Annotated in this window: 22 protein-coding genes and 1 tRNA gene; 9 read left to right on the top strand and 14 right to left on the bottom strand. The window is 37.5% G+C overall.

Annotated elements, in window-relative coordinates:
* Positions 1-67 precede the first annotated feature (67 nt).
* Entirely contained in the window at positions 68-1,798 is a 1,731-nt protein-coding gene (argS, locus tag LW139_RS11385; protein WP_166541102.1) for an arginine--tRNA ligase, read from the top strand.
* A 141-nt stretch (positions 1,799-1,939) separates the two neighbouring features.
* Here argS and LW139_RS11390 read toward each other — a convergent pair whose 3' ends face one another.
* From LW139_RS11390 to LW139_RS11400, 3 genes are all read right to left on the bottom strand, one after another.
* Positions 1,940-2,212 (bottom strand): hypothetical protein, encoded by a 273-nt coding sequence (locus LW139_RS11390; protein WP_109407567.1) that lies wholly within the window; start codon positions 2,210-2,212, stop codon positions 1,940-1,942.
* A 1,027-nt stretch (positions 2,213-3,239) separates the two neighbouring features.
* The gene (gene murJ, locus LW139_RS11395; RefSeq protein ID WP_166541101.1) at positions 3,240-4,775 is read right to left on the bottom strand and encodes a murein biosynthesis integral membrane protein MurJ; all 1,536 of its coding nucleotides are present in this window, start codon (positions 4,773-4,775) and stop codon (positions 3,240-3,242) included.
* Between the two features lie 147 nt (positions 4,776-4,922).
* Entirely contained in the window at positions 4,923-5,519 is a 597-nt protein-coding gene (locus LW139_RS11400) for a TetR/AcrR family transcriptional regulator (RefSeq protein WP_109407569.1), read from the bottom strand.
* Between the two features lie 101 nt (positions 5,520-5,620).
* On the opposite strand from LW139_RS11400, the gene LW139_RS11405 reads away from it, so the two are divergent.
* Positions 5,621-6,256 (top strand): GNAT family N-acetyltransferase, encoded by a 636-nt coding sequence (locus LW139_RS11405; protein WP_247849961.1) that lies wholly within the window; start codon positions 5,621-5,623, stop codon positions 6,254-6,256.
* 107 nt (positions 6,257-6,363) lie between these two features.
* Here the strand turns inward: LW139_RS11405 and rimJ are convergent, their stop codons facing one another.
* On the bottom strand, positions 6,364-6,945 hold the full coding sequence (gene rimJ / locus LW139_RS11410) for a ribosomal protein S5-alanine N-acetyltransferase (RefSeq protein ID WP_166541099.1): 582 nt from the start codon (positions 6,943-6,945) through the stop codon (positions 6,364-6,366).
* A 197-nt stretch (positions 6,946-7,142) separates the two neighbouring features.
* On the opposite strand from rimJ, the gene mdtH reads away from it, so the two are divergent.
* Together mdtH and LW139_RS11420 are read left to right on the top strand one after the other, a co-directional pair.
* Positions 7,143-8,345, top strand: a complete 1,203-nt coding sequence (gene mdtH, locus LW139_RS11415) for a multidrug efflux MFS transporter MdtH (RefSeq protein ID WP_109407572.1) — start codon at positions 7,143-7,145, stop codon at positions 8,343-8,345.
* A 42-nt stretch (positions 8,346-8,387) separates the two neighbouring features.
* Entirely contained in the window at positions 8,388-8,942 is a 555-nt protein-coding gene (locus tag LW139_RS11420; RefSeq protein WP_166541098.1) for a lipoprotein, read from the top strand.
* Between the two features lie 109 nt (positions 8,943-9,051).
* Here the strand turns inward: LW139_RS11420 and LW139_RS11425 are convergent, their stop codons facing one another.
* The 3 genes from LW139_RS11425 to ghrA form a co-directional block, all read right to left on the bottom strand.
* Positions 9,052-9,624 carry a TorD/DmsD family molecular chaperone gene (locus tag LW139_RS11425; protein ID WP_247849962.1) on the bottom strand — a complete coding sequence of 191 codons (573 nt, stop codon included), beginning with the start codon at positions 9,622-9,624 and terminating at the stop codon, positions 9,052-9,054.
* 253 nt (positions 9,625-9,877) lie between these two features.
* The gene (locus LW139_RS11430; RefSeq protein WP_247849963.1) at positions 9,878-10,486 is read right to left on the bottom strand and encodes a 2OG-Fe(II) oxygenase; all 609 of its coding nucleotides are present in this window, start codon (positions 10,484-10,486) and stop codon (positions 9,878-9,880) included.
* Positions 10,487-10,902: 416 nt separating this feature from the next.
* Positions 10,903-11,844: a glyoxylate/hydroxypyruvate reductase GhrA gene (gene ghrA / locus LW139_RS11435; RefSeq protein ID WP_166539993.1), complete on the bottom strand. Its 942-nt coding sequence runs from the start codon at positions 11,842-11,844 to the stop codon at positions 10,903-10,905.
* Between the two features lie 317 nt (positions 11,845-12,161).
* Between ghrA and LW139_RS11440 the strand changes: the two genes are divergently transcribed.
* Both LW139_RS11440 and dauA read left to right on the top strand, forming a co-directional pair.
* A tRNA-Ser gene (locus LW139_RS11440) sits at positions 12,162-12,249 on the top strand.
* 578 nt (positions 12,250-12,827) lie between these two features.
* A complete protein-coding gene (gene dauA / locus LW139_RS11445) occupies positions 12,828-14,528 on the top strand; it encodes a C4-dicarboxylic acid transporter DauA (RefSeq protein WP_247849964.1) in 1,701 nt (566 codons plus the stop codon).
* 147 nt (positions 14,529-14,675) lie between these two features.
* On the opposite strand, the gene LW139_RS11450 is transcribed toward dauA, so the two are convergent.
* Genes LW139_RS11450 through hemA form a run of 6 tightly spaced genes read right to left on the bottom strand, consistent with a single transcriptional unit; the run spans position 14,676 to position 20,533 of the window.
* Positions 14,676-15,599 (bottom strand): TIGR01212 family radical SAM protein, encoded by a 924-nt coding sequence (locus tag LW139_RS11450; protein WP_247849965.1) that lies wholly within the window; start codon positions 15,597-15,599, stop codon positions 14,676-14,678.
* A gap of 7 nt (positions 15,600-15,606) precedes the next feature.
* The gene (kdsA, locus tag LW139_RS11455; RefSeq protein ID WP_166539995.1) at positions 15,607-16,461 is read right to left on the bottom strand and encodes a 3-deoxy-8-phosphooctulonate synthase; all 855 of its coding nucleotides are present in this window, start codon (positions 16,459-16,461) and stop codon (positions 15,607-15,609) included.
* A gap of 57 nt (positions 16,462-16,518) precedes the next feature.
* Entirely contained in the window at positions 16,519-17,328 is an 810-nt protein-coding gene (gene sirB1, locus LW139_RS11460; protein ID WP_166540030.1) for an invasion regulator SirB1, read from the bottom strand.
* Entirely contained in the window at positions 17,312-18,160 is an 849-nt protein-coding gene (gene prmC, locus LW139_RS11465; protein ID WP_166539996.1) for a peptide chain release factor N(5)-glutamine methyltransferase, read from the bottom strand. The genes sirB1 and prmC overlap by 17 nt, the downstream gene beginning before the upstream one ends.
* Positions 18,160-19,242, bottom strand: a complete 1,083-nt coding sequence (prfA, locus tag LW139_RS11470; protein WP_072064034.1) for a peptide chain release factor 1 — start codon at positions 19,240-19,242, stop codon at positions 18,160-18,162. Before prfA ends, prmC begins: the two co-directional genes overlap by 1 nt.
* A 28-nt stretch (positions 19,243-19,270) precedes the next feature.
* The gene (hemA, locus tag LW139_RS11475) at positions 19,271-20,533 is read right to left on the bottom strand and encodes a glutamyl-tRNA reductase (protein WP_166539997.1); all 1,263 of its coding nucleotides are present in this window, start codon (positions 20,531-20,533) and stop codon (positions 19,271-19,273) included.
* 240 nt (positions 20,534-20,773) lie between these two features.
* On the opposite strand from hemA, the gene lolB reads away from it, so the two are divergent.
* The 3 genes from lolB to prs all read left to right on the top strand — a co-directional run bounded on the left by lolB (position 20,774) and on the right by prs (position 23,319).
* On the top strand, positions 20,774-21,412 hold the full coding sequence (gene lolB, locus LW139_RS11480; protein ID WP_247849966.1) for a lipoprotein insertase outer membrane protein LolB: 639 nt from the start codon (positions 20,774-20,776) through the stop codon (positions 21,410-21,412).
* The gene (gene ispE / locus LW139_RS11485) at positions 21,409-22,284 is read left to right on the top strand and encodes a 4-(cytidine 5'-diphospho)-2-C-methyl-D-erythritol kinase (RefSeq protein WP_247849967.1); all 876 of its coding nucleotides are present in this window, start codon (positions 21,409-21,411) and stop codon (positions 22,282-22,284) included. Before lolB ends, ispE begins: the two co-directional genes overlap by 4 nt.
* 87 nt (positions 22,285-22,371) lie before the next feature.
* Positions 22,372-23,319 (top strand): ribose-phosphate diphosphokinase, encoded by a 948-nt coding sequence (gene prs, locus LW139_RS11490; protein ID WP_036912921.1) that lies wholly within the window; start codon positions 22,372-22,374, stop codon positions 23,317-23,319.
* A gap of 244 nt (positions 23,320-23,563) precedes the next feature.
* On the opposite strand, the gene ychH is transcribed toward prs, so the two are convergent.
* Positions 23,564-23,842 carry a stress-induced protein YchH gene (gene ychH / locus LW139_RS11495; protein ID WP_072068239.1) on the bottom strand — a complete coding sequence of 93 codons (279 nt, stop codon included), beginning with the start codon at positions 23,840-23,842 and terminating at the stop codon, positions 23,564-23,566.
* Positions 23,843-24,154: the final 312 nt, after the last annotated feature.

Here is a 24,154-nt window from a genome sequence, read left to right on the forward strand (position 1 = left end):
TCTTTATAATAAACCTGTCAGGCTTTTGTCGTCAGGTTTTATTTTCTCAATAATTTAAGGTAACCCGGTGAATATTCAGGCTTTTCTTTCAGAAAAAATCAGTGTGGCAATGTGTGCTGCTGGCGCACCCGCTGATAGCGAACCACTTGTCCGTCAGTCAGCCAAAGTGCAATTTGGTGACTATCAGGCAAATGGTGTCATGGGAGCAGCAAAAAAAATGGGGATCCCACCCCGACAACTCGCAGAGAAAATTCTGGAACAGCTTGATATTACAGGTATTGCAGATAAAGTTGAAATCGCGGGCCCTGGTTTTATCAATATCTTCTTATCGCCACAATGGGTTGCAAAGCAAGCAGAAGACGCATTAGTCGATGAACATCTGAATGTAACATCTGTTACACCTCAAACTATTGTTATTGATTATTCTTCTCCCAACGTTGCAAAACAAATGCATGTCGGCCACTTACGCTCTACGATTATTGGCGATGCAAGTGCGCGTACATTATCTTTCTTAGGTCATAACGTTATTCGTGCTAATCACCTTGGTGATTGGGGTACGCAATTTGGTATGTTAATTGCGTATTTAGAAAAAAAACAAAACGAAAATGCCGCAGATATGGCGTTATCTGATCTCGAAGAGTTCTATCGTGAAGCAAAAAAATGCTATGACGAAGATGAAGTCTTTGCAGAGCGTGCGCGTAATTACGTTGTAAAATTACAAGGCGGTGATGAGTATTGCCGTACAATGTGGCGCAAACTTGTTGATATCACGATGCAACAAAACCAAGTGACTTATCAGCGCCTTAACGTCACATTAACTGAAGATGACATTATGGGTGAAAGTCTCTATAACCCAATGTTACCTGGTATTGTTGCTGACTTAAAAGCAAAAGGCCTTGCTGTAGAAAGTGAAGGTGCAACCGTTGTTTTCCTTGATGAATATAAAAACAAGGAAGGCGAACCTATGGGTGTTATCGTTCAGAAAAAAGACGGTGGCTACCTTTATACAACAACCGATATTGCTTGTGCTAAATATCGTCACGATAATCTACATGCTGATCGTGTTCTCTATTATATCGACTCTCGCCAACATCAGCATTTAATGCAAGCATGGACAATTGTCCGTAAAGCAGGTTATATCCCTGATTCAATGTTACTTGAACACCATATGTTCGGCATGATGTTAGGTAAAGACGGTCGTCCATTTAAAACACGTTCTGGTGGTACTATCCGTTTAACGGATTTACTCGATGAAGCACAAGAAAGAGCGCGCACATTAATTGCTGAAAAAAATCCAGATATGGATAAAGATGAATTAAATAATGTTGCTCGCGTTGTTGGTATTGGTGCTGTGAAATACGCTGACTTATCTAAAAACCGTACAACGGATTACATCTTTGATTGGGATCTGATGTTAAGCTTTGAAGGTAATACCGCACCTTATATGCAATATGCTTATACTCGTGTTGCTTCAATTTTTAAACGTGCTGAAATTGATGAAAACACATTAACTCAGCCGATCACATTAGCACAGTCTCATGAAAAACAACTTGCATTACGTTTAGTGCAATTTGATGAGACCATCATGCAAGTTGCTCGTGAAGGAACACCTCATGTGATGTGTGCTTATCTCTACGATTTGGCACAAACCTTCTCTGGTTTTTATGAAAACTGCCCTATCTTATCTGCTGAAGATGAAAACACTCGCCAAAGCCGTCTAAAACTGGCGCGCTTGACCGCAAGAACCTTAAAACAAGGTTTAGATACTTTAGGGATCGAAACGGTTGATAGAATGTAATTAGCTTAAGCGCACAAATTACAGAAACAAAAAACCGATGGCATTTGACCATCGGTTTTTTTATACATTAATTCTTAATTCGATATAGCTAAAAAACACTTCAAACGATTACTCAATCTCACTTCCAATGCTACTTAATCATTAATCTTCATTAGCAGTTATAACATCCTGACACAATAGCCCTCTGATATCTTTTACCTCAATCCAACCATCAACACTATCTATTGGCTTGCTTGGGCTATAAAGGCGATCGTTGACGTCTTTAGCCGTAAATGACAGTTGCTCATTTGTTTTGTCAAATACACCCACACAGTTAACTGGCGTTAATTTTGAGGTATTGATTTTTCCATCAGCAGTACAACCAGCAAGAAATAACGTAGCTAATGATACAGAAATGATAATTGCTTTTTTCATAGTAGCTCCTTGACACTCTTTTATTTTTATTTTTACTAAAAACCGTCTAATTGATTATTTAGTAGTCTTTAAACTAGAAATATCTAATCGTTTATAACTGCCTTGAGTATAGCGAACAAATGGAGAAATATTTGAGTTATTGAGCTATTAAGGAAAAAAATAAGAACTATTGCGAAGGTTTTGAAAAGAGAGGGAAAAACAGAAAACAATGGCGGACAAATGAAAGCAACAATTAGTGTACCATACCGAATTACCAGTAATCTAATTATCTATTAATAATAGATTTAGCATTAATTTCATTATTCACACGACTTATTGTTTACTGCTTATCCCTAGCAATCGTATTACCTATTTGAAGCGCAGACAAAATAGATATGATCACTTTCAGTAGTACTGAACGATAACAAGCAAATAACTTTACAGTCACGGTTAATCTACCTGAATAAAGAAATAATAATATGTCTTAAATCAAAAAAATTAAATATTTTAAAATATACTGCAATATTTTGAAATATTTGCAATATCTCATCATTAAGTAAGAAATATTTAACAGATGTGTCATTTTTTAAACCTAAACAACACCAGAGAGTTTATCTAAAAAAAGATAATTCGTCAAACCGTAAGTGCTTAGAATATAGCGTCTATTTTTTTACTTTATGTAGAATAGCTATACAAGTAAACAAATTGTCTAAAGATATTCGGTATGAATAATGATTAAATTAATTTATGCATCTCACTTAAAAAACACATTCCAATGCCGAAAAACTGTATAAATCATTCAGAAATTGGAAAAAAAATTTAATAAAAAAATAATGAAGAAAAAAAATTTCTGTATTTTTTTATTCTATTTTTCTTTTTGAACAGCATAGAGCTAATCTAACTAAATGCCAAAAGTGTGATCAATGTTGCATTATAAATAGTCTAGAAATAGAGAAAGGATCTAAATGAGAGGAATAGTAATGATAAAAAAATTGTTAATTTAAACCTCCCCGCTTTTATACAAAAAGCGGGGAGCATATTTTATGAACTATAAAGCGCGTAATGAAAAATGACGAGGCCTAAAACCTAATACATACAAAGCAACAAAATAACTGCCAGCCCCAACTACAACGACGAGTAATAGACGTAAAATACGCATAAGCATACTTCCGATATCCCAGCTTGGCATGATCCATAACATTCCAACTAAAACAGCCCCCATTACCACCAACGCAATTGTTAGTTTTAACAAAAAGACTGGCCAACCCGCCAAAGGTTGATAAATATCTTTTTTACGAATTTGCCAAAATAACATAGAGGCATTAAAACAAGCTGCAATACCAATAGAAAGCGCAAGACCAACGTGCTTTAAACTACCGACAAATGCGAGATTCATTAATTGTGTCAGTATTAATGTTGCGATAGCAATTTTTACAGGTGTTTTAATATCCTGACGAGAATAGAATCCAGGCGCTAAGATTTTTATGATAATAAGTCCCATCAGCCCAACACAGTAAGCGATTAACGCTTGTTGTGTCATTAACGCATCATGAGCATTAAAATTACCATACTGGAATAAAGATGCTGTTAACGGCCCTGATAATACAGCTAAACCAATCGTACAAGGTAGTGCCAATAAAAAGCACAGCCTTAATCCCCAATCCATTAGCTTTCTATATTCTTCAGTATTACCACTAGCAAAACTCTTCGATAATGAAGGTAATAAAATAGTGCCTAATGCAACCCCTAACACCCCAGTCGGTAGCTCCATAAGACGATCAGCATAATACATCCAAGAAACCGACCCTGACACTAAGAAAGAAGCAAAAATTGTATTGATAATTAAAGATATTTGGCTAACCGAAACACCTAAAATAGCAGGCCCCATTAATTTTAAAACACGCCAAACAGCACTGTTTTTAAATGAGACTCTAGGTAGTACAAGCATACCGATTTTTTTCAAATGTGGTAATTGGTAACCAAGTTGTAATATTCCGCCAGCAACAACCGCCCATGCCAATGCCATAATTGGTGGATTACAATAAGGTGCAACTACCAAAGCAAAAAATATCATACTGACATTGAGTAATGTCGGTGCAAAAGCAGGTACGGAAAAACGGTTCCATGTATTTAAAATAGAGCCCGTTAATGAAGCCAAAGAAATAAGGAAAATATAAGGAAAGGTTATTCGTAATAAATCGGTCGTAAGTTGAAACTTATCTGGCGAGCTACTAAAACCTGGCGCTGTGACATAAATAACCCATGGTGCAGCGATAATACCAATCACCGTAACAACGGCAAGGATCAGTGTTAGCATACCTGAAACATAAGCAATAAAAGTACGTGTTGCTTCATCACCTTGCTGACTTTTATATTCAGCTAATATTGGCACAAAGGCTTGAGAAAATGCCCCTTCTGCAAAAATACGACGAAGTAAATTCGGTAATTTAAATGCAACAAAAAAAGCATCTGTTGCCATACCTGCGCCAAAAATACGCGCAATGATTGCATCACGAATGAATCCTAAAACCCGTGAAAACATAGTCATAGAACTCACTGCGGCCAGTGATTTAAGTAAATTCATAAAGTCATTCTAATTTTTGTTGAATGGAATAAAAAGAAAGGGACTATACTCCGTCTCTAACATCGAAAAATCAATCATCAATTGGCTAAAAATAAGCAGTTTCAACTTACTTTTAACTAATTCCAATAAGAGAAAAACACCTATAATTTATGGTCTAGCTAATATTTTTCTCAACATTAATTCCAACATCGTTTGGCTATCATTTTCACTAAACTCAGGATCGATAATATTTCTCCCCATAGAACCATCTGCAATCACAAATAACCAAGTAGCCATTTTTTCTGGCTCTAATAGCGGATCAATTTGCCCTTTTTTAATACCGTTTTCTAACATGGCAATCAAACGTTGCTTATTGTTTCTTTCATTTTCAATGAAAATTTCGTGAATACTCGCATTACGTGAAGCTTCAGCAAAAATTTCAATACTAATGCGCGCGTACTCTGGATGATTATAAAGCGCTATAATCTCTGTCATTAAACCAATAACTGCCTGAATACTCTCTTCTTGCGCTTCATAACGACAAAAAATCTCATCAAAAAGCTGTGCATCTTCTAATGCAATCGCTTCAATAATCGCATTTTTATTGGGAAAATAATGAAATACATTTCCGGGACTCATCCCTGCTTCATGACAAATTTCTGCTGTTGATGTGGAATGAAAGCCTTTTACGGCAAAGCAACGCATTGCAGCATCAATGATGTGCTTCATTTTTGCTTTTTGTTTTTCAGTCGCTGTCTTGTTCATAACCTAAAATCTCTAGACAAAATAAATCAGACTGATTAGTCTAGAATAAAGTAGACCAAACAGTCTAAAAGTTAACCCTATTATTGCAGAGTAACGATATCATGCAATTACTTAATGGACACTATCAGCTTCGTGTTGCAGAGCCTTCAGATATTCCTGAAATTATTCAATTGTTTGCACAAGCTTTTCGTTTTAAATTGAATGCTTTTAATATTGATAGTGCTCACCCTAAACAGAGTCAGCAATTAGAAGCCATTTGGAATACACTAGCGTGTAAAAAGAATAGCCAACAATTTGTTGTCACCGAAAATGAAAAGATAATTGCAACATTTTGTTTAGTCACAAAAGAAGCTCAATTTATGTCAAATTCTTTTGCTAAAACACCTTTCTCTAATTATTGGCGCTATGGCATTACTCATTATATTAAGCAAAAAATTTTCTTTTCATTATTTGATTATACGCCAAAAGAAAATGAAGTTTATTTAGCTCATATTGCTGTTTTACCCACTTATCAAGGTCATGGTATCGCTTATGCAATACTTCAATGGATATCGCAATACAGTAAAGATATTCTGAAAAAAGTATATTTATCACTTTATGTGGATACTCATCATAAAGGTGCTCTTTATTTATATCAAAAAGATGGGTTTTATATTGAAAGAAAAGAATCATCGCGCCTAACACAATCTATTTTTCATATTCAACATTGGTATTATATGTTGAAAAAAATCAACTAAAGGCAAATTCGATATCACTATTAGCATCAATATATGGATTAAAAGCACTGAAAAAAAGATATCACTATAATTATAAACAGTGCTTTATCCTTAACAACATGAGCTATTTATCTTTTGCAGTAAGTTCTTGTTGTTAATGCGGTTAATACATGATCACGCCATTCTTGGTTTATTTGTAGATAATTTTTTGCATAGCCTTCTCGTTCAAAACCATGCTTCGCCAATAAATTACCACTACGTAAATTATGAGGCATATAATTCGCCATAATACGATGCATACCTTGCTGGCGTTGCATATAACGCAACGTTTCAGTTAATGCCTCAGACATATAACCTTTACCTTGCCATTTCTCACCTACGGAATAACCTAAAAAACAGGCATTAAAGGCACCACGCATCACATTACTGTAATTAGCCACACCAATAATTTCATCTTCAGTTGGTGTTAACAACAAAAAATGAAATGCACTTTCTTGTCGATGTAATTCGTTCATATATTGCAAACGATGTTCCCAACCGGAAGGCAAATAATGTGTTTTATCTCTTAAGGGTTCCCATGGAATTAAAAAACGACGATTTAATGTATAATAATCAGCCAATTTTTCCGCATCTCGTTCATAAGCTAAACGAATTATCATTCTTGTCGTTTCGAAACGAATTTTAGGAACTCCACCACGATAACCAAACATTGCGATCCCATTATCCTTTGATATAAATAAGCCTAATTCTGAAGTAACTCTTCTTATTCTGCCACTAACCTTAATAAAAAAATATCATCTTTAATTTACTAGGAATTATGCACATTTAGAGACAGAATAGTCGAAGAAATAAATTATTTCATTCCCCCCTTATTTTATTTAAATTATTTGCTTATTGATGGTGAGTAATGGCACTGGTAACACAAGCCCGTACTTTGGGTAAATACTTCCTCCTAATTGACAATATGTTAGTTGTCTTAGGTTTTTTCGTCGTTTTTCCTCTGATTTCTATTCGTTTCGTCGAACAATTGGGTTGGGCTGGTGTTATTGTCGGTTTTGCATTAGGGCTTAGACAATTAGTCCAGCAAGGCCTAGGTATTTTTGGTGGCGCCATCGCAGACCGCTTTGGTGCAAAACCAATGATAATAACTGGAATGTTATTACGTGCTTTAGGTTTTGCTTTAATGGCAATGGCAGACCAACCGTGGATACTTTGGTTATCTTGCATTTTATCTGCATTAGGGGGAACGTTATTTGATCCACCTCGCACAGCCCTAGTTATTAAATTAACCCGTCCTTATGAACGTGGTCGTTTTTATTCTCTATTATTAATGCAAGATAGTGCAGGAGCAGTTATTGGGGCGCTGATTGGTAGCTGGTTATTATTATATGATTTTCATTTAGTATGCTGGGTTGGTGCTGGTGTTTTTGTTATTGCTGCTTTATTTAATGCTTGGTTATTACCTGCTTACCGCATATCTACTACCAGAACACCGATTAAAGAAGGGCTAAATCGTGTATTACTGGATAAACGTTTTGTCAGTTATGTCTTAACGTTAACAGGCTATTTTGTATTGTCTGTTCAAGTCATGTTGATGTTCCCTATTATCGTTAACGATATCGCTGGTACTCCCACAGCAGTAAAATGGATGTATGCCATTGAAGCATTACTCTCTTTAACCTTGCTCTATCCTATTGCGCGCTGGAGTGAAAAACGTTTCAAATTGGAACAGCGTTTAATGGCAGGCTTATTTTTAATGAGCATCAGCATGTTTCCTGTTGGAATGATCCATTCATTACAAGGCATCTTCTTAATTATTGGTTTATTTTATCTCGGCACGATCACTGCAGAGCCTGCGCGCGAAACATTAAGTGCCTCCCTGGCTGATCCTCGCGCTCGTGGCAGTTATATGGGATTTAGTCGCTTAGGCTTGGCCTTTGGTGGCGCAATCGGATATACCGGTGGTGGATGGATGTACGATTTAGGTAACCAATTTGATATGCCTGAATTACCTTGGTTCTTATTAGGTACGGTAGGATTAATAACGCTTTACGCACTACATCGCCAATTTAATCGTAAAAAAATAGAAACAGCCATGCTTACTCCTTAGATATCAGGTAAACTTTTAGTTATCAATGATCAAGGAGTGTTTATGAAAGCTATTTTTCTAACAACCATATTATTACTAACAAGCTTTGTGGTGGGTTGTGATCAGCTCAAGCAATTTGATGTAAGTGAAAATTTGATTAATGACTATATTAGCCGGAAAACAAATCTTCAAAAACATATTGGTGAAGATGAAGTTGTATCCGCTGATATCAAGTTAAGTAATCTTTCAATCCAAATTGGTCGTACAGAGCCGGGTAAAATTAACCTTTCAGGTACTGCCGATCTAAAAATTAATTCATTTTTTGGTAAAACAAGTGCCAAAGTTGATCTTACATTATCAGGTCAACCTTCTTATCAAGCCGATCAAGGTGCGATATACATAAAGTCCATGACTATTGATAACTATAAAGTATCGCCAGAAAAAATGGATGCTGTCGTTGTCGCATTAAAGCCTTATTTAGATGCCACCATTGCAACGTATTTTGATAATCACCCTGTTTATATCCTCAATCCTGAGAAAAATAGCGCTGAAGCCGCGGCATTTAAACTGGCAAAAGGCATTGAAGTTAAACCGGGTAAATTCGTGATCCAACTCTAATAGTTACGTGAGTTGATTAAAAATATTTATCGACATTAATGAGAAAGGCAAACCTAATGGTTTGCCTTTTTTATGAATAGTAAAATACCTTTGCAAAGAAAATAAGATATTACTCTGCTTCAGTATCTTCACTCTTTTCATCATCAGAAAGCTCTTCACGTAATGCCGATAACGCACCACGCGCAATTGCGGCTAATGTACGATAAAAACCACTTGTTGCGTGAGCTTCCACTTTACCAAGAAATGCCCCAGCCCAAGGTAATAAGTATTCATCAAATAACTGTATTTGAGCTAATACTTCATCTTCTGCTGAATTATCTTCCAGCCATGAAGCAGCAAGTAATAAAGCGCCAAAACTGTCTGTTGAACTATCAGTAACTGGCATACCTCTTGCAATTAAGAATTGACGAACATCGTCTTCTTTGATCTCTTCATAATCATGAGCATAAATGGATACAGCAGGCGCATTTCCACCAAAAAGAGATTGGTAATCAGCTTCAACAATAGCCAAATCTTTGACACTATTTTTTAATGTATTAAATAACTCATCTTGCTCCAATGGCCATAACTGGCTCAATTTTCCTTCACCAACCATTTTAATAATTGGCGCTAAAATAGGATCATTTGGGTCACGTTGAAATAATGTGCCTAAAAGTCGGCAAACTATTGAGAATTCATTCATTGTATTTTTTATCCTAAAAGGTTTCGCGTTATTGTGCGTTTAACGACAAGAAAATCAACTTTTTTCTTTTTTATGATTATAAGTATTAATTTAACCAAAGGGAGCTTTTAAAACAGAAAAAGCGCGCTCTTAATAATTAAGCTTTTGCTTAATATAAGAAACGCGCCTAATCCCATGCTACTTATCTTTTAAAACAGTTTTATTATAACGATTTTAAAACTCTTTTATGACAACAGCATTTTTGTTGCATTAGTTAACTTGCAATATCAAGAAAATTATCTCTTACACCATTGACTCGAAACCACCCAGCAATACTCACTCGCTCTTTATTAGTAGGGAGCACTTCATGAGGGAATTGTTCTGAAAGGAAAACAACTAAACGCCCTCCTTTTGGTGTGATTGTCGCAAGTTCGTTATTCTTTAAATCATAGATAACTAATTCGCCACCATCTTCGGTTGTCCAATCCTCATTAAGATATAACACTGTGGTTAAGCGCCGAGTTACATTTTCTTTAAAAGCATCAAGATGTTTTTTATAAAATGCTCCTTTCTCATAACACGCAAAATGTGCTTCGTATTCAAATAGTCCTAAATAAAACTCTCGATTAACAGCACGTTGAATAGATTCCATTTGCATTAAATAATGTTGTACTGGTTCACCCATTTCTGGCTCTAGCCAACTTATTTTATCGCTACGTATTGCTGCTTCTGCTTGACGATTTTCATGACGACCAATACGAGCTTGTTGTGCATTGTCACCAAAACAAGTGCGTAGTTGTTGAACAGCTTCTGGTGTGAGGAAATCATCCCATACACACCATCCTTTCTCTGCTATTTGCTCAAGAAGTTCTGCTATATTCATAGGTATATTGTCTGATAAACATGGGAAACTACTTTATATCACCAAGTTGACTAAAATGACAATTTAATAAACTTATCTTTTCGATAACACCAATTAATTAGAGTTTAATTCTATAAAAACCACAAAAACACACAGTGTATTCTTCTAGCGTTAAGAGTAAAAGCGGTTTCTGTTTAAACGAATAAATTTATATTAATAAATTTAAATTTTATATTTATTAATATTAAATGTTATTTTTAATAATATGTTCTAAGCATTGATAATAATTAATATATATCTTTTTTTACAATTAAAATTTTATGGATTTATATAACACACTAAAAATGTAATATTATTTAATAATTAGAGATAAAAATAGGCGATAAATATAAATTTTATCGCCCACTTTCTAAAATCAAAATATAAGAGAAAGAAACTTAATAGCCACTATCCATATCAACCACACCAAAAGGAGTCTCTCCTTTTTCAATTCGTTGAATATTTTCAACTATAGTATCCATTGCAATATTTGGAATGGTAAAGGCCGCGATATGTGGTGTAATAGAAACTCGAGGATGAGTCCAGAATGGATGCATACCTGCTAAAGGCTCTTGAGCAAAAACATCAAGAGTTGCATCAGCAATGTATCCTTGGTCTATCGCTTCTAATAAATCTTGATCAACTAAATGTGCACCACGAGCAAGGTTAATTAAATAGGATGAAGGTTTAAGTTGTTCAAAAAGAGAAAAATTTAAAATACCATGAGTTTCCGGTGTATAAGGTAATAAGTTAATCAGTAAATTACTCTCTTTAAGGAAGTCATTAAGTTGCTCTTTACCATAAAAACTTTCAACATTCTTAATTTGCTTTTCACTACGGCTCCAGCAACGCACTTTAAAACCTAGTTCAGCGAGTTTAGTCGCGACACTCCCGCCTAAAGCACCAGCACCTAAAACACCAATCACAAAATCATCATAAGAGTGAGAAGGAAGCTGTTTCCATAAACGTTGTGATTGTTGGCGTTTATAATCATCCATACGACGAAAATAATACATTACTTTCGCAATCGCATATTCTTGCATTTGAAGCCCCATTCCGGTGTCTTCCAAACGCATAACAGGAACACCTGTTGGTAATGTGCCAGGCTTTTGTTGTTCTTGTTTTAAAATAGCATCAACACCCGCTCCTAATGCAAAAATACCTTTAAGGTGATTGCGACTTGCAAGCATTTCATAAGGAGGAAGCCAAACCATAGCATAATCAGCAGGTTGATTATCGCCTGGTTCCCAAATGCGTATATTGGCATTCGGCAAACGCGCCTTCATACCGTTGATCCATGTCTCTGCGTCAAAAAAAGGATGATAATAAATAATATTCATTGTGCCTTCCTCCAGCATTTTTATCATAGGGTGCGAGGGTTACGTTCTGATTTCAAGTCTCTTTGAATAAGTTGTTAATAAAAATGTTGAGAATGTTAACCAGTTAACGAAAATCTCAATTCTTTTTTCAATACGCTAACCTATTGCGTGAATTGGTTTACTACATAATTTGTCTAGCATTTGTGCATATTGTTTTTTATTTGACTGCTTGATACAAAAGTTAAAAGAAAAATGCATTTAGCTGTTGACGCTTATGCTCCTTTTCCCTATAGTAGCGCCCCGTTGAGAGATGTTAAGTACATATCCAACAACAATACGGTGAGATGTCCGAGAGGCTGAAGGAGCACGCCTGGAAAGTGTGTATACGGCAACGTATCGAGGGTTCGAATCCCTCTCTCACCGCCATATTCTAAGATAGAGCCTAGTTTTTTAATTAGGCTCTATTTTTTTGTAGAAAAAATATCAACTTTCATTCTAGTTATTTTTTCTCGCTTCCATCTATAGCCCATTTAAACTCATTTTTCGATACTATTTCTTTAGTATACAACACCCACTTATTTTATTTTGGCTTAATCGTTTTATTTAATAATTTTTTATCAGTTAACAATCTCTAATAATTAATTTTTAATGATCAAAAATAGCTTATCTAGTTGCTATTTAACTCTATTCGTATTTTTATGACAGAAAACGACTTTTATTATCTCTCTATAAATGACATTTATTCTAAAATAAAACGCTTTTTATAATTTTTAAATAAATTTAAACTTTATTTTCAAGCAAGCAACAGAATAAATACAATAAGATACATTGTATTATCTCTTTACGTTAACTTATTAGTTTAATTGATTTAATTTTCACTAAGCTTTAAGATATACATTAATAATTTGATGTATCACATTATTATCAGCGAATAAAAGCGATATCCTCTCTTTTCCTTATCGCCGTTATTCGGCATCTGACTTCTTATTTTGGTTTAAGCCTAAATGAAAACTCATAAAGTTAACCGGGTTCGCCCCTTTAGTGCATTTATTGATGCATGTGTAAAAGAGCCTTACTCTTTTGCACGTTTATTAAAAGATATTATTGCAGGGATCACCGTCGGAATTATCGCGATACCATTAGCCATGGCACTGGCAATTGGTAGCGGTGTTCCTCCGCAATACGGTCTTTATACCGCAGCTATTGCCGGTATAGTCATTGCTGTTTCTGGTGGCTCTCGCTACAGTGTTTCAGGCCCCACAGCAGCTTTCGTTGTAATACTTTATCCGGTATCTCAGCAATTTGGTTTAAGTGGTTTATTGATTGCCACATTAATGTCTGGCGTTATTTTAGTTGTTATGGGATTAGCCCGCTTTGGTAAACTCATTGAGTATATTCCTGTTTCTGTAACACTGGGATTTACCTCAGGGATTGCTATCACCATTGCGACCATGCAAATAAAAGACTTTTTTGGTCTTGAGATGGCGCATGTACCAGAAACTTATATCGATAAAATTATTGCCTTAGGTTCTGCATTACCTACCATTCACCTTGGTGATACGCTTATCGGCTTAACAACACTGTTTGTTTTAATCTACTGGCCAAAATTAAATTTACGCTTACCAGGGCATTTACCCGCTTTAATCGCGGGTACTGCAGTAATGGGTATTGTGAATATGTTCGGCCATGAAGTTGCAACGATTGGCTCGCAGTTTAGTTATCTACTTCCAGATGGATCAACTGGACAAGGTATTCCACCGATACTGCCTCAGTTTGTTTTACCTTGGAATTTACCAAGCACTGGGGTATCTCTTGAATTAAATTGGAGTACAGTTTCTGCTTTGTTACCGGCGGCTTTTTCAATGGCAATGTTAGGTGCAATCGAATCGTTACTGTGTGCCGTTGTGCTTGATGGCATGACAGGTAAAAAGCACCACTCTAATGGTGAATTACTAGGACAAGGTGTCGGTAATATTGTCGCCCCTTTCTTTGGTGGTATAACAGCAACTGCAGCGATTGCACGTTCAGCAGCTAACGTCCGCGCAGGTGCAACATCACCAGTTTCAGCGATTGTTCACTCATTGTTAGTGTTATTAACTTTACTGGTATTAGCCCCATTTCTTTCATATTTACCTTTAGCCGCAATGTCAGCACTACTGTTAATTGTTGCATGGAATATGAGTGAAGCGCGTAAAGTTATTGATCTCATTCGTCACGCTCCTAAAGATGATATTATTGTCTTAGTATTATGTTTATCACTCACCGTTCTCTTTGATATGGTCATTGCCATTACTATCGGTATTGTATTAGCTTCACTGTTATTTATGCGTCGTATTGCCAATATGACCAAAATAACTGAATCTCCTTATACCGATGATGATAAACAATTATTAGTTGTGCGTGTTAATGGCCCGCTATTCTTTGCAGCTGCTGAGCGTATTTTTAATGAATTACGTGAGCGTAGCAAAGGTTATAAAACCGTTATTATGCAATGGGATGCTGTGCCAGTCTTAGATGCAGGGGGCTTACATGCCTTCCAACATTTCGTAACTGATGTCAAACATGATACTCATGTGATTGTGTGTGATATTCCCTTCCAACCTTTAAAAACGTTGGCAAGAGCAAGAGTCACGCCTATTGAAGGAGAACTTAATTTTTATCCTTCATTACAAAAAGCACTGGATGATTTGGAATTAATTCAGTAGTTATTTAGATTTTTCAGATAAAAAACCAACGCCTTTAATTAATATTAAATAAAGATTAAAGGCGTTTTTTTATTATGAGTAATTATAAGATTTAATTTGAGAAATTATTAGTTTCAACATTTATTCTTAATATAAGAAATAATTTACTTAATAAGAAATAAACGCATTACCAATCCCGCTTCCTTGCACACCTTTTTTTAATAAATCTTGATAAAGCGCATTCATACCCAGCCAGTGATTTTCACACCATTCAGGGGCAAGTAAGGTCGGTTTTCTCGCGCTGGCACAAACGCGGTGATAGATAATTTCACAGGGAGTATGGCGGATCATCTCACCCGCTGTATAAACATATTGTTCTTGCGTCAATGCATTAATACGCCCTGCTTTCCATGCCTTAGCTATCGTACTACCTTCAACAATATGTAAAGGATGTAATTTAAGTCCGTCAGTACCCGTTTCAACCACTCGTTCTAATGTCTGCATATTAAGCAGATGATCTTCTCGTGGTAACCCGACAATAAGGTGCGTACACACTTTTAAACCACGACGACGAGCCTCTCGCGTTGTCGCTTGATAACACTGAAAATCATGCCCACGATTAATGTGTTTCAATGTTTTATCATGAGCTGTTTGTAAACCCAGCTCTAACCACACTTCATAGCCTTGATCGCGATAACCTTGCAATAAATCCAATACACTAACAGGAACACAATCTGGCCGAGTTCCTACACATAACCCTACCATATCTGCTTGTAATAGTGCGGTTTCATATAAAGTACGTAAGTATTCTACTTCGGCATAAGTGCTGGTATAAGCTTGGAAATAAGCTAGGTAACGATGTGCTCGGTTAATATTTTTGGCTTGTAACGCTATTTGTTCTTCTATCGAATGATATTGCGTTTGTTCATCAGCAAAAGAAGAGACATTACAGAAAGTACAGCCACCTCGCCCTAATGTGCCATCTCGATTAGGACAGTTGAAACCGCCATGGAGGGCGATTTTATGGATCTTTTCGTGATAACGGCGCTGAAGATCAGCGCCGAACATATTCACTACCGTATGCAGTTGCATAACAATTTTATTTGCTGGTATCTAACTCAGGGAAATTTTTTACTAAGTCATCAATGGCTTTAATTTGCGCTAAGAATGGCTCTAATTTTGCTAATGGTAAAGCAGATGGGCCGTCGCAACGTGCATTATCTGGATCTGGGTGAGCTTCAAGAAATAATCCTGCAAGACCTACCGCCATACCTGCGCGTGCTAATTCAGCGACTTGCGCACGACGGCCACCCGATGCAGCACCAAATGGGTCACGACATTGTAATGAATGCGTTACGTCAAAAATAACAGGTGCGCCCTGAGAGGCTTGCATCATGACATGAAAACCTAACATATCTACAACCAAGTTATCATAGCCAAAGTTACTACCACGATCACATAAAATAACTTGGTCGTTACCGCCTTCTTTAAACTTATCGACGATATTTCCCATTTGGCCTGGGCTAACAAACTGAGGTTTTTTTACGTTAATCACAGCACCTGTTTTTGCCATTGCTTCAACAAGATCGGTTTGACGCGCTAAAAATGCAGGTAACTGAATAACGTCAACGACTTCTGATACAGGTTGAGCTTGCGCTGATTCATGAACATCCGTAATAATTTTGACACCAAAAGTCTCTTTTAACTCTTGGAAAATCTTCATTCCTTCTTCTAAACCTGGACCACGATAAGAGTGGATAGAAGAACGGTTTGCTTTATCAAAAGAAGCTTTGAATACATAAGGAATATTCAGTTTTTGAGTCACAGTGACGTAGTGCTCACAAATACGCATGGCTAAATCGCGCGATTCTAATACATTCATGCCACCAAAAAGCACAAATGGTAGGTCGTTTGCTACCTTGATATCACCAATATTCACCACTTTATGTTGCATATTTATCCCTATACTGTTTGTAATGTACTGTGTTAATCAAGTACGTTGCGTAAACTTTTAATGTAGAACAACTGGATTTTGCTCTATCGAATGAATTTGAATTTTGATCATTTCTGAAATTGGATCTTCGGGACATTGCTCAACAAAATAGTTTAAGTCGGAAATGGCCACATGATGACACTCTAACTGAGCAAAAATCAGTCCACGATCACGTATCTCATAGGGATCTTCAGGATCAAACATTAATACCGTTTCACTGGCTTTTAACGCTTGTTCCATATTCTTTTCTTCCATTAAAGACACTTTCAAGGTATCTAGCAGCTTGCGAATAATGGAGCTGTATTCTGATTCTTCTAAATCGGCCTCTAGTAACACCGAATTATTTCCTACATTCCCTTTTAACCAAACTTCTAAGGTATGTTGTGATAGATATTCGCCATTTATTGGGTTTAAAAATAACGTTTTTTCATTGGGAATATCTATTCTGATGATAAGTTGTGTAGGAAAAATAACAGGAGCTAACGGCAGGTTTAACGCTTGTGCGATATAAATAAGAATCGAACCTAGTGAAACAGGAGAACCCACATGTGTCGCTAATACTTTATCTAACCATAAAGTATCGGAAAGACAATATTTACCACTTGCACCACTAAAGTGCCACTGCTTATAAAACAGTTTTAGTAATGCTTCTATTTGTTCTTTGATGTTTCCTTGCTTAGGAATTTCAGCTTCTGCTTGCTCAACAAGTTGTGCTAGTTGATAACCAACAGAAGTGGTCGGAAAATCAGGTCGAATAGCCTGAGAGATAAGGATCATGCCCTTCACTAAAGGGGCTTTATTAAATTCGTAATCAGCTATGGTTTCTATCATAATTCCAACGACCTACTGTCACTCGCTCATTACCGCCATAATCACGGAAAGTTTCCACACAGCAGTAACCCTTATCAGTAAAAATTTTGCGAACACCCTCACCTTGCTGCCAACCGTGTTCCAGTAATACCCAGCCATTATCAGTTAAAAACTGACGGGCGGTTTCGATGATAATTTCGATATCAGCAAAACCGTTATTACCAGCGACTAACGCGGTTAAAGGTTCAAAACGAACATCCCCCTGATGAATATGCTCATCATTTTCATCTATGTAAGGAGGATTACTAATTATCATACCAAATTGATACCCAGAGAGTGAACTAAACCAGCAACTTTCCATAAATTCTGTGTTGTTTAATGCTAAGCGGGTCGCATTCTCTTGCGCTAACGCCACGGCTTCGGCTTGAAAATCCACACCAATAATATGGCAATCAGGGCGCTCTGATGCCATAGCAAGTGCAATAGCCCCCGTTCCCGTTCCTAAATCAAGAATAGTTGTTGGCACTGTTGGCAGTTTTTCTAACGCTTGTTCAACAAGACATTCGGTATCAGGTCGAGGAATTAATGTTGCAGGTGAGACTTTTAAAGGCAGTGACCAAAATTCTCTTTCGCCTACTAAATAAGCGATAGGTTCACCTTTAATACGTCGAGTAAGTAGTTGCGATAATTGTGTTAATTCATCTTGTGAAAGCAACGTTTCATTAAAAGCCATTAAGTACGTTCGAGCACGTTGTGTTACGTGCCCAAGTAGAATTTCAGCATCACGTTTAGGGCTGTCACTTTCAATTAATTGCAAGGCTGCTTGACGCAGCCATTGTTCATAATTCATTAATTTAACTCAGAAAGTGCAGAAAGTTGGTCCGCTTGATACTCAGTGACAATAGGCTGAATTAGAGGATCTAATTTTCCTTCCATCACTTCATCTAAACGATAAAATGTGAGGTTGATACGGTGATCTGTAACTCGCCCTTGTGGGAAGTTATACGTTCTAATACGGTCAGAACGATCACCAGAGCCTAATAAGTTACGACGTTCAGACGCTTCTGCTTCTTGACGTTTTTGCATTTCAGCAGCACGAATACGCGCACCTAATACAGACATCGCTTTGGCTTTGTTTTTGTGCTGTGAACGCTCATCCTGACATTCCACCACAATACCCGTTGGAATATGCGTGATACGAATTGCAGAATCAGTGGTGTTAACGTGCTGACCACCCGCACCTGACGAACGGAATGTATCAATACGCAAATCGCTTGGACTAATATCAGGTAACTCAGCTTCTGGCACTTCAGCTAATACTGCAACCGTACAAGCCGAGGTATGAATACGACCTTGAGATTCGGTTTCTGGTACACGTTGAACACGGTGACCGCCTGATTCAAATTTCAATACCCCATAAGCGCCATCACCCACTACTTTTGCAATGACTTCTTTATAGCCACCATGCTCACCTTCGTTAGCATTCATGACTTCAATACGCCAGCGACGTGATTCTGCATAACGGCTATACATACGGAATAAATCACCCGCAAATAATGCGGCTTCATCCCCTCCTGTTCCTGCTCGAATTTCAAGGAAACAGTTAAATTCATCATCAGGATCTTTAGGCAATAACAGCACTTGTAACTGTTGCTCTAAATCATCGTTTAGTGCTTGCGCTTCTTTCAGCTCTTCTTGCGCCATCTCTTTCATTTCAGGATCATCAAGCATCATTTCTGCTGCTTCGATGTCGTCTTGCACTTTCCGCCATTGACTAAAACAAGCCGTGACGTCGGTTAATTGAGAGTATTCTTTTGAAAGCGCACGAAAACGCTCCTGAGAGGCAATCACATCGGCTTCTGACAGAAGTGCCTGAATTTCTTCATAACGCTCTTGTAGAGCTTCCAACTTAGCGACAATAGAAGGCTTCATTCGTAGATTAAGATCCTGTTAGACAAAGTTAATTATGGGTAATACCCAAACTTTCACGTAATAGATTCAGGCGTTCAATATCACCATCACTGGCAGCCTGTTGAAGAGATTTCGTTGGTGTGTGAATTAGACGATTCATCAATTGATGTGAGAGTTGCTGAATAACTTTTTCTGCATCTGCTCCATTTTGTATCAATGTGATGGCTTTTTCTGTCATTTCTGCACGTAACATTTCAGCGCTATCTCGATATTCTCGAATCGCACCCACGGCACCTTGCGCTCGTAGCCAATCCATAAATTGTCCACTTTCTTGTTGAACAATATGTTCGGCTTGAATAGCAGCCGCTTGGCGTTGTTCGCGGTTATGTTGAATAATCGCTTCTAAATCATCGACACTATAAAGGTAGACATTATTGAGTTTTTCAACATCTTGCTCAATATCTCGCGGAACCGCAATATCCACCAGCAACATAGGTTGATTGCGACGTTTTTTAAGCGCCCTTTCAACCATCCCTTTACCAATAATAGGCAAAGGACTTGCAGTAGAACTAATAACAATATCAGCTTGTGATAGACATTCATCAATCTCTGATAATGTAATAACATCCGCATCGACTTCATTGGCTAAACGCTGAGCACGCTCTTTAGTTCGGTTAGCAATAATGATTTTTTCAACTTGATGCTCACGAAGATGACGAGCGACTAATTCTATAGTTTCGCCCGCGCCGACCAATAAAATAGTCAAAGAGGATAACGATTCGAAGATTTGACGCGCTAAAGTACAAGCGGCAAAAGCAACAGAAACGGCATTGGCACCGATTTGTGTCTCTGTTCTCACTCTTTTCGCAACTGAAAAAGACTTCTGAAACAAACGTTCCAGCTCTGAAGAGAGCGAGTCATAATTTTGGGAATCGGCAAAGGCTTTTTTAACTTGCCCTAAAATTTGAGGTTCACCTAATACAAGAGAATCTAAACCACTTGCCACTCGCATTAGGTGGCTGACAGCTTGATTATCTTGATGCCAATAAACACTATTTTTCAGCTCACTTGGCTCTATTTGGTGATATTGACATAACCAGCGAATAAGCTGTTCATGGCTATTTTCTTTGTCTTCCATACTTAAATAAAGCTCAGTACGGTTACAAGTGGACAGCACAACACCACCTCTGACAGCAGGTTGCTGTAAAAGGTTATTTAAGGCATCACCCATGGTATCGGGAGAAAAAGAAACTTTCTCACGTAAAGCAACGGGGGCTGTTTTATGATTAATACCTAATGCTAATAACGTCATATCAACTATATCGAGTTATGAATAAATACCGCCTCGCGACTTGACTTAGTGTAAACCTAAAACAGCGCATTTAGTATGGACTCTTCATTTCCGCCATTCTACTTGATGAACAGATTCAATAAAAGAGCTTACTTGAGTGATAGGAGATTTCTATACACAATTTAACGAAATATCGTTATATCATAAGGTTTATGATACTCTTTTTTTTAACTAATAACGAATTAAAGGAATGTCTCAGCTATGCGTTCACGCTTTTTTTCAACCAAACAACTCCTGCGTATCATCCCGCTTACGGCGTTGTTGCTGAGTGCCTGTAATCTAAATCAGATAAAGACACAAGGCTCAGCATCTGATAACGATGTGCAATGGCAAGCTCGCCAACAAGCATTAAAGAAAATTTCACAATATGAAACTCGAGGTGCTTTTGCTTATATCGAAGATACAAACAAAACCTATGCCCGATTCTATTGGCAAGACAAAGCAGATGAGCGTTATCGCTTATTGCTTACCAATCCTTTAGGCACAACAGAACTCGATTTAAATGTCATGCCTGGTGTCATTGAAGTTACCGATAATAATGGTAAAAAATATTATAGCGATAACCCTGCTGAGATGATTTACCAACTCACAGGTATGGTTATTCCACTCAAAAATCTGCGTGCTTGGCTTGTTGGTTTACCGGGTGACGCAACTGATTTCGAATTAGATGCTAATCACTTATTAAAATCTGTCACATTACCTGCACCTGAAGGCGATTGGCTTGTGACTTACCAAGCTTATGATTCAAGCACCACACCCAACCTGCCACAACGCCTTGAGTTAAAACAAGGTGAACGTATTATCAAATTAAAAATGGATAACTGGGATATACAGCAATGACACTAAGTTGGCCTTCTCCTGCCAAATTAAATCTTTTTCTCTACATCACGGGAAAACGCCCCGATGGTTATCATAATTTACAAACGTTATTTCAATTTTTAAATTATGGCGACACACTAACTGTTACACCTCGTGATGATACCCAGTTAACTATCTTAACGCCGATTGATGGCGTAGAAGATAAAGATAATTTAATTATTAAAGCCGCTAAATTGCTTCGTGATTATTGCCAGCAACATAATGTTCCTTTGAAGTATCACGGTGCAGATATCAGTATTGATAAAAAACTTCCTATGGGAGGTGGCTTAGGTGGAGGTTCATCTAACGCCGCAACCACATTAATTGCACTTAATTACCACTGGCAAGCGGGTTTAAGTGATGAAACATTAGCCGAATTAGGGGTAAATTTAGGGGCTGATGTTCCTGTTTTTGTAAAAGGTCATGCTGCGTTTGCCGAAGGCGTTGGTGAAATTTTGACCCCAGCGGAGCCAAAAGAGCAATGGTATTTGGTCGCACACCCCGGAATTTCCATTCCAACCCCGACAATCTTCACAGATCCAGAATTAAAACGTAATTCTCCTATTCGCTCTCTTGGCGCATTATTAAAGGCTCCGTTCGAAAATGACTGTGAAATGATCGCAAGAAAACGTTTTCGTGAGGTTGAATATCTGCTTTCGTGGCTGTTAGAATATGCACCGTCACGCTTAACTGGGACAGGTGCCTGTGTGTTCGGTGAGTTCGGATCACAAGTTGCCGCTAGTGAAGTGTTAATTAACGCCCCTGAGTGGGTGCATGGGTTTGTAGCGCAAGGCGTCAACATTTCTCCTCTGCATTTATTCCGCTCAAGGATACCTGTGTTATTGCACCCGTAAGATGATGTTTACAAACCCTATGTTCATAAACACGTTCTTTACAGGTCAACAATATCTCTCTCTGGACGCAAGCCTGAGGTTTTTCTCGTGCCCGATATGAAGCTTTTTGCTGGTAACGCAACCCCGGAACTGGCTCAACGTGTTGCCAACCGACTCTACACTAGCCTAGGAGACGCGGCTGTAGGTCGTTTTAGCGACGGTGAAGTCAGTGTGCAAATCAACGAAAACGTACGTGGTGGTGATGTATTTATCATTCAATCAACCTGTGCACCTACTAATGATAATTTAATGGAATTAGTGGTCATGGTTGACGCATTACGTCGAGCTTCCGCTGGTCGTATCACTGCTGTTATTCCTTACTTCGGTTATGCCCGTCAGGATCGCCGTGTTCGTTCAGCCCGTGTTCCTATTACGGCAAAAGTTGTTGCGGATTTCTTATCTAGTGTAGGCGTAGACCGTGTTTTAACCTGTGACTTACACGCAGAACAAATCCAAGGGTTCTTTGATGTACCGGTTGACAATGTCTTCGGCAGCCCAATTCTTTTAGAAGATATGCTTCAAAAAGATTTGGACAACCCTATTGTTGTTTCTCCAGATATTGGCGGTGTTGTTCGCGCTCGTGCTATCGCTAAACTGCTAAACGACACTGATATGGCTATCATTGATAAACGTCGCCCTCGTGCTAACGTTTCTCAAGTTATGCATATTATCGGTGATGTTGCTAACCGCGACTGTATCCTTGTTGACGATATGATCGACACAGGTGGTACATTGTGTAAAGCAGCTGAAGCGTTGAAAGAACGTGGTGCTAAACGCGTATTTGCTTACGCAACTCACCCAATCTTTTCTGGTAATGCTGTTGAGAACATCAAAAGCTCTGTTATTGATGAAGTGGTTGTCTGCGATACAATTCCATTGTCAGCAGAAATCAAAGCATTAAATAAAGTCCGTTCATTGACTCTTTCAGGCATGCTGGCAGAAGCAATTCGCCGTATTAGCAATGAAGAGTCAATCTCTGCGATGTTTGAACATTAATTTGTTATAACATTCATTGCAATTTGAGATAACTAAACCCGCTATAGCGTTTGTTATAGCGGGTTTTTTGTTAATGTTTTCCAAAAACAAGGTAGTTTAGGCAATAAAAAAACCCGCCATAATATCAACGGGTCTATTGGTGTGTATTACATTCATAATGATAGCGGTTATTCACTTAATACCAGTTTATCTTAAACTTAGTTATTATTTTTTATCTATTCTGATATTAATTGCATTAACAATATTATGGATAACGGTGATTATCATGGCGACGATAACGCTCATCATGATTACGTAACCACCAATATCTTTCTGCTATTGTTTCTCTACCACCGATACGGGCACCAGCTAGCCAAACCAGAGCACCAATAAAAATCCCCATTAAAGAGATATCTGCTAAAAATTCAGGCAATCCTAATGGGAATATATGACTAAGAAGCGTATAACCAAGACTACCGAGCATCACGACCATCCCCGTAGCCATACATAAATTACCAACTGCAAATGCATGTTTATATTTCATGTTGCACCTCCAAGCGCGTCGTCAGACGATTCAACAACAAAATACATCGAATAACTTTTATTCATTGTGGTTATTATAGCCATAAATCCTAAAAAGGTATTGTCGAAGCGATCACATCGTTCTGATATTTATTGACAAATCTTCACAAAAAATGTGTTTTTTTCTTTTCAATGTAGAAAATAACACTGTTTTTATCGTTTTCGCTCTTTTTGTTAAATTAAAATAAGGGTATTTCCTTGCCCCTGCATTTCTAAAAAACATTCTATGCAATCTATTTTGTGCTTCTGTGCTTAGACAGGTAAACTATGGGCT

It is taken from the genome of Proteus vulgaris (assembly GCF_023100685.1).
Classification (GTDB): Bacteria; Pseudomonadota; Gammaproteobacteria; order Enterobacterales; family Enterobacteriaceae; genus Proteus.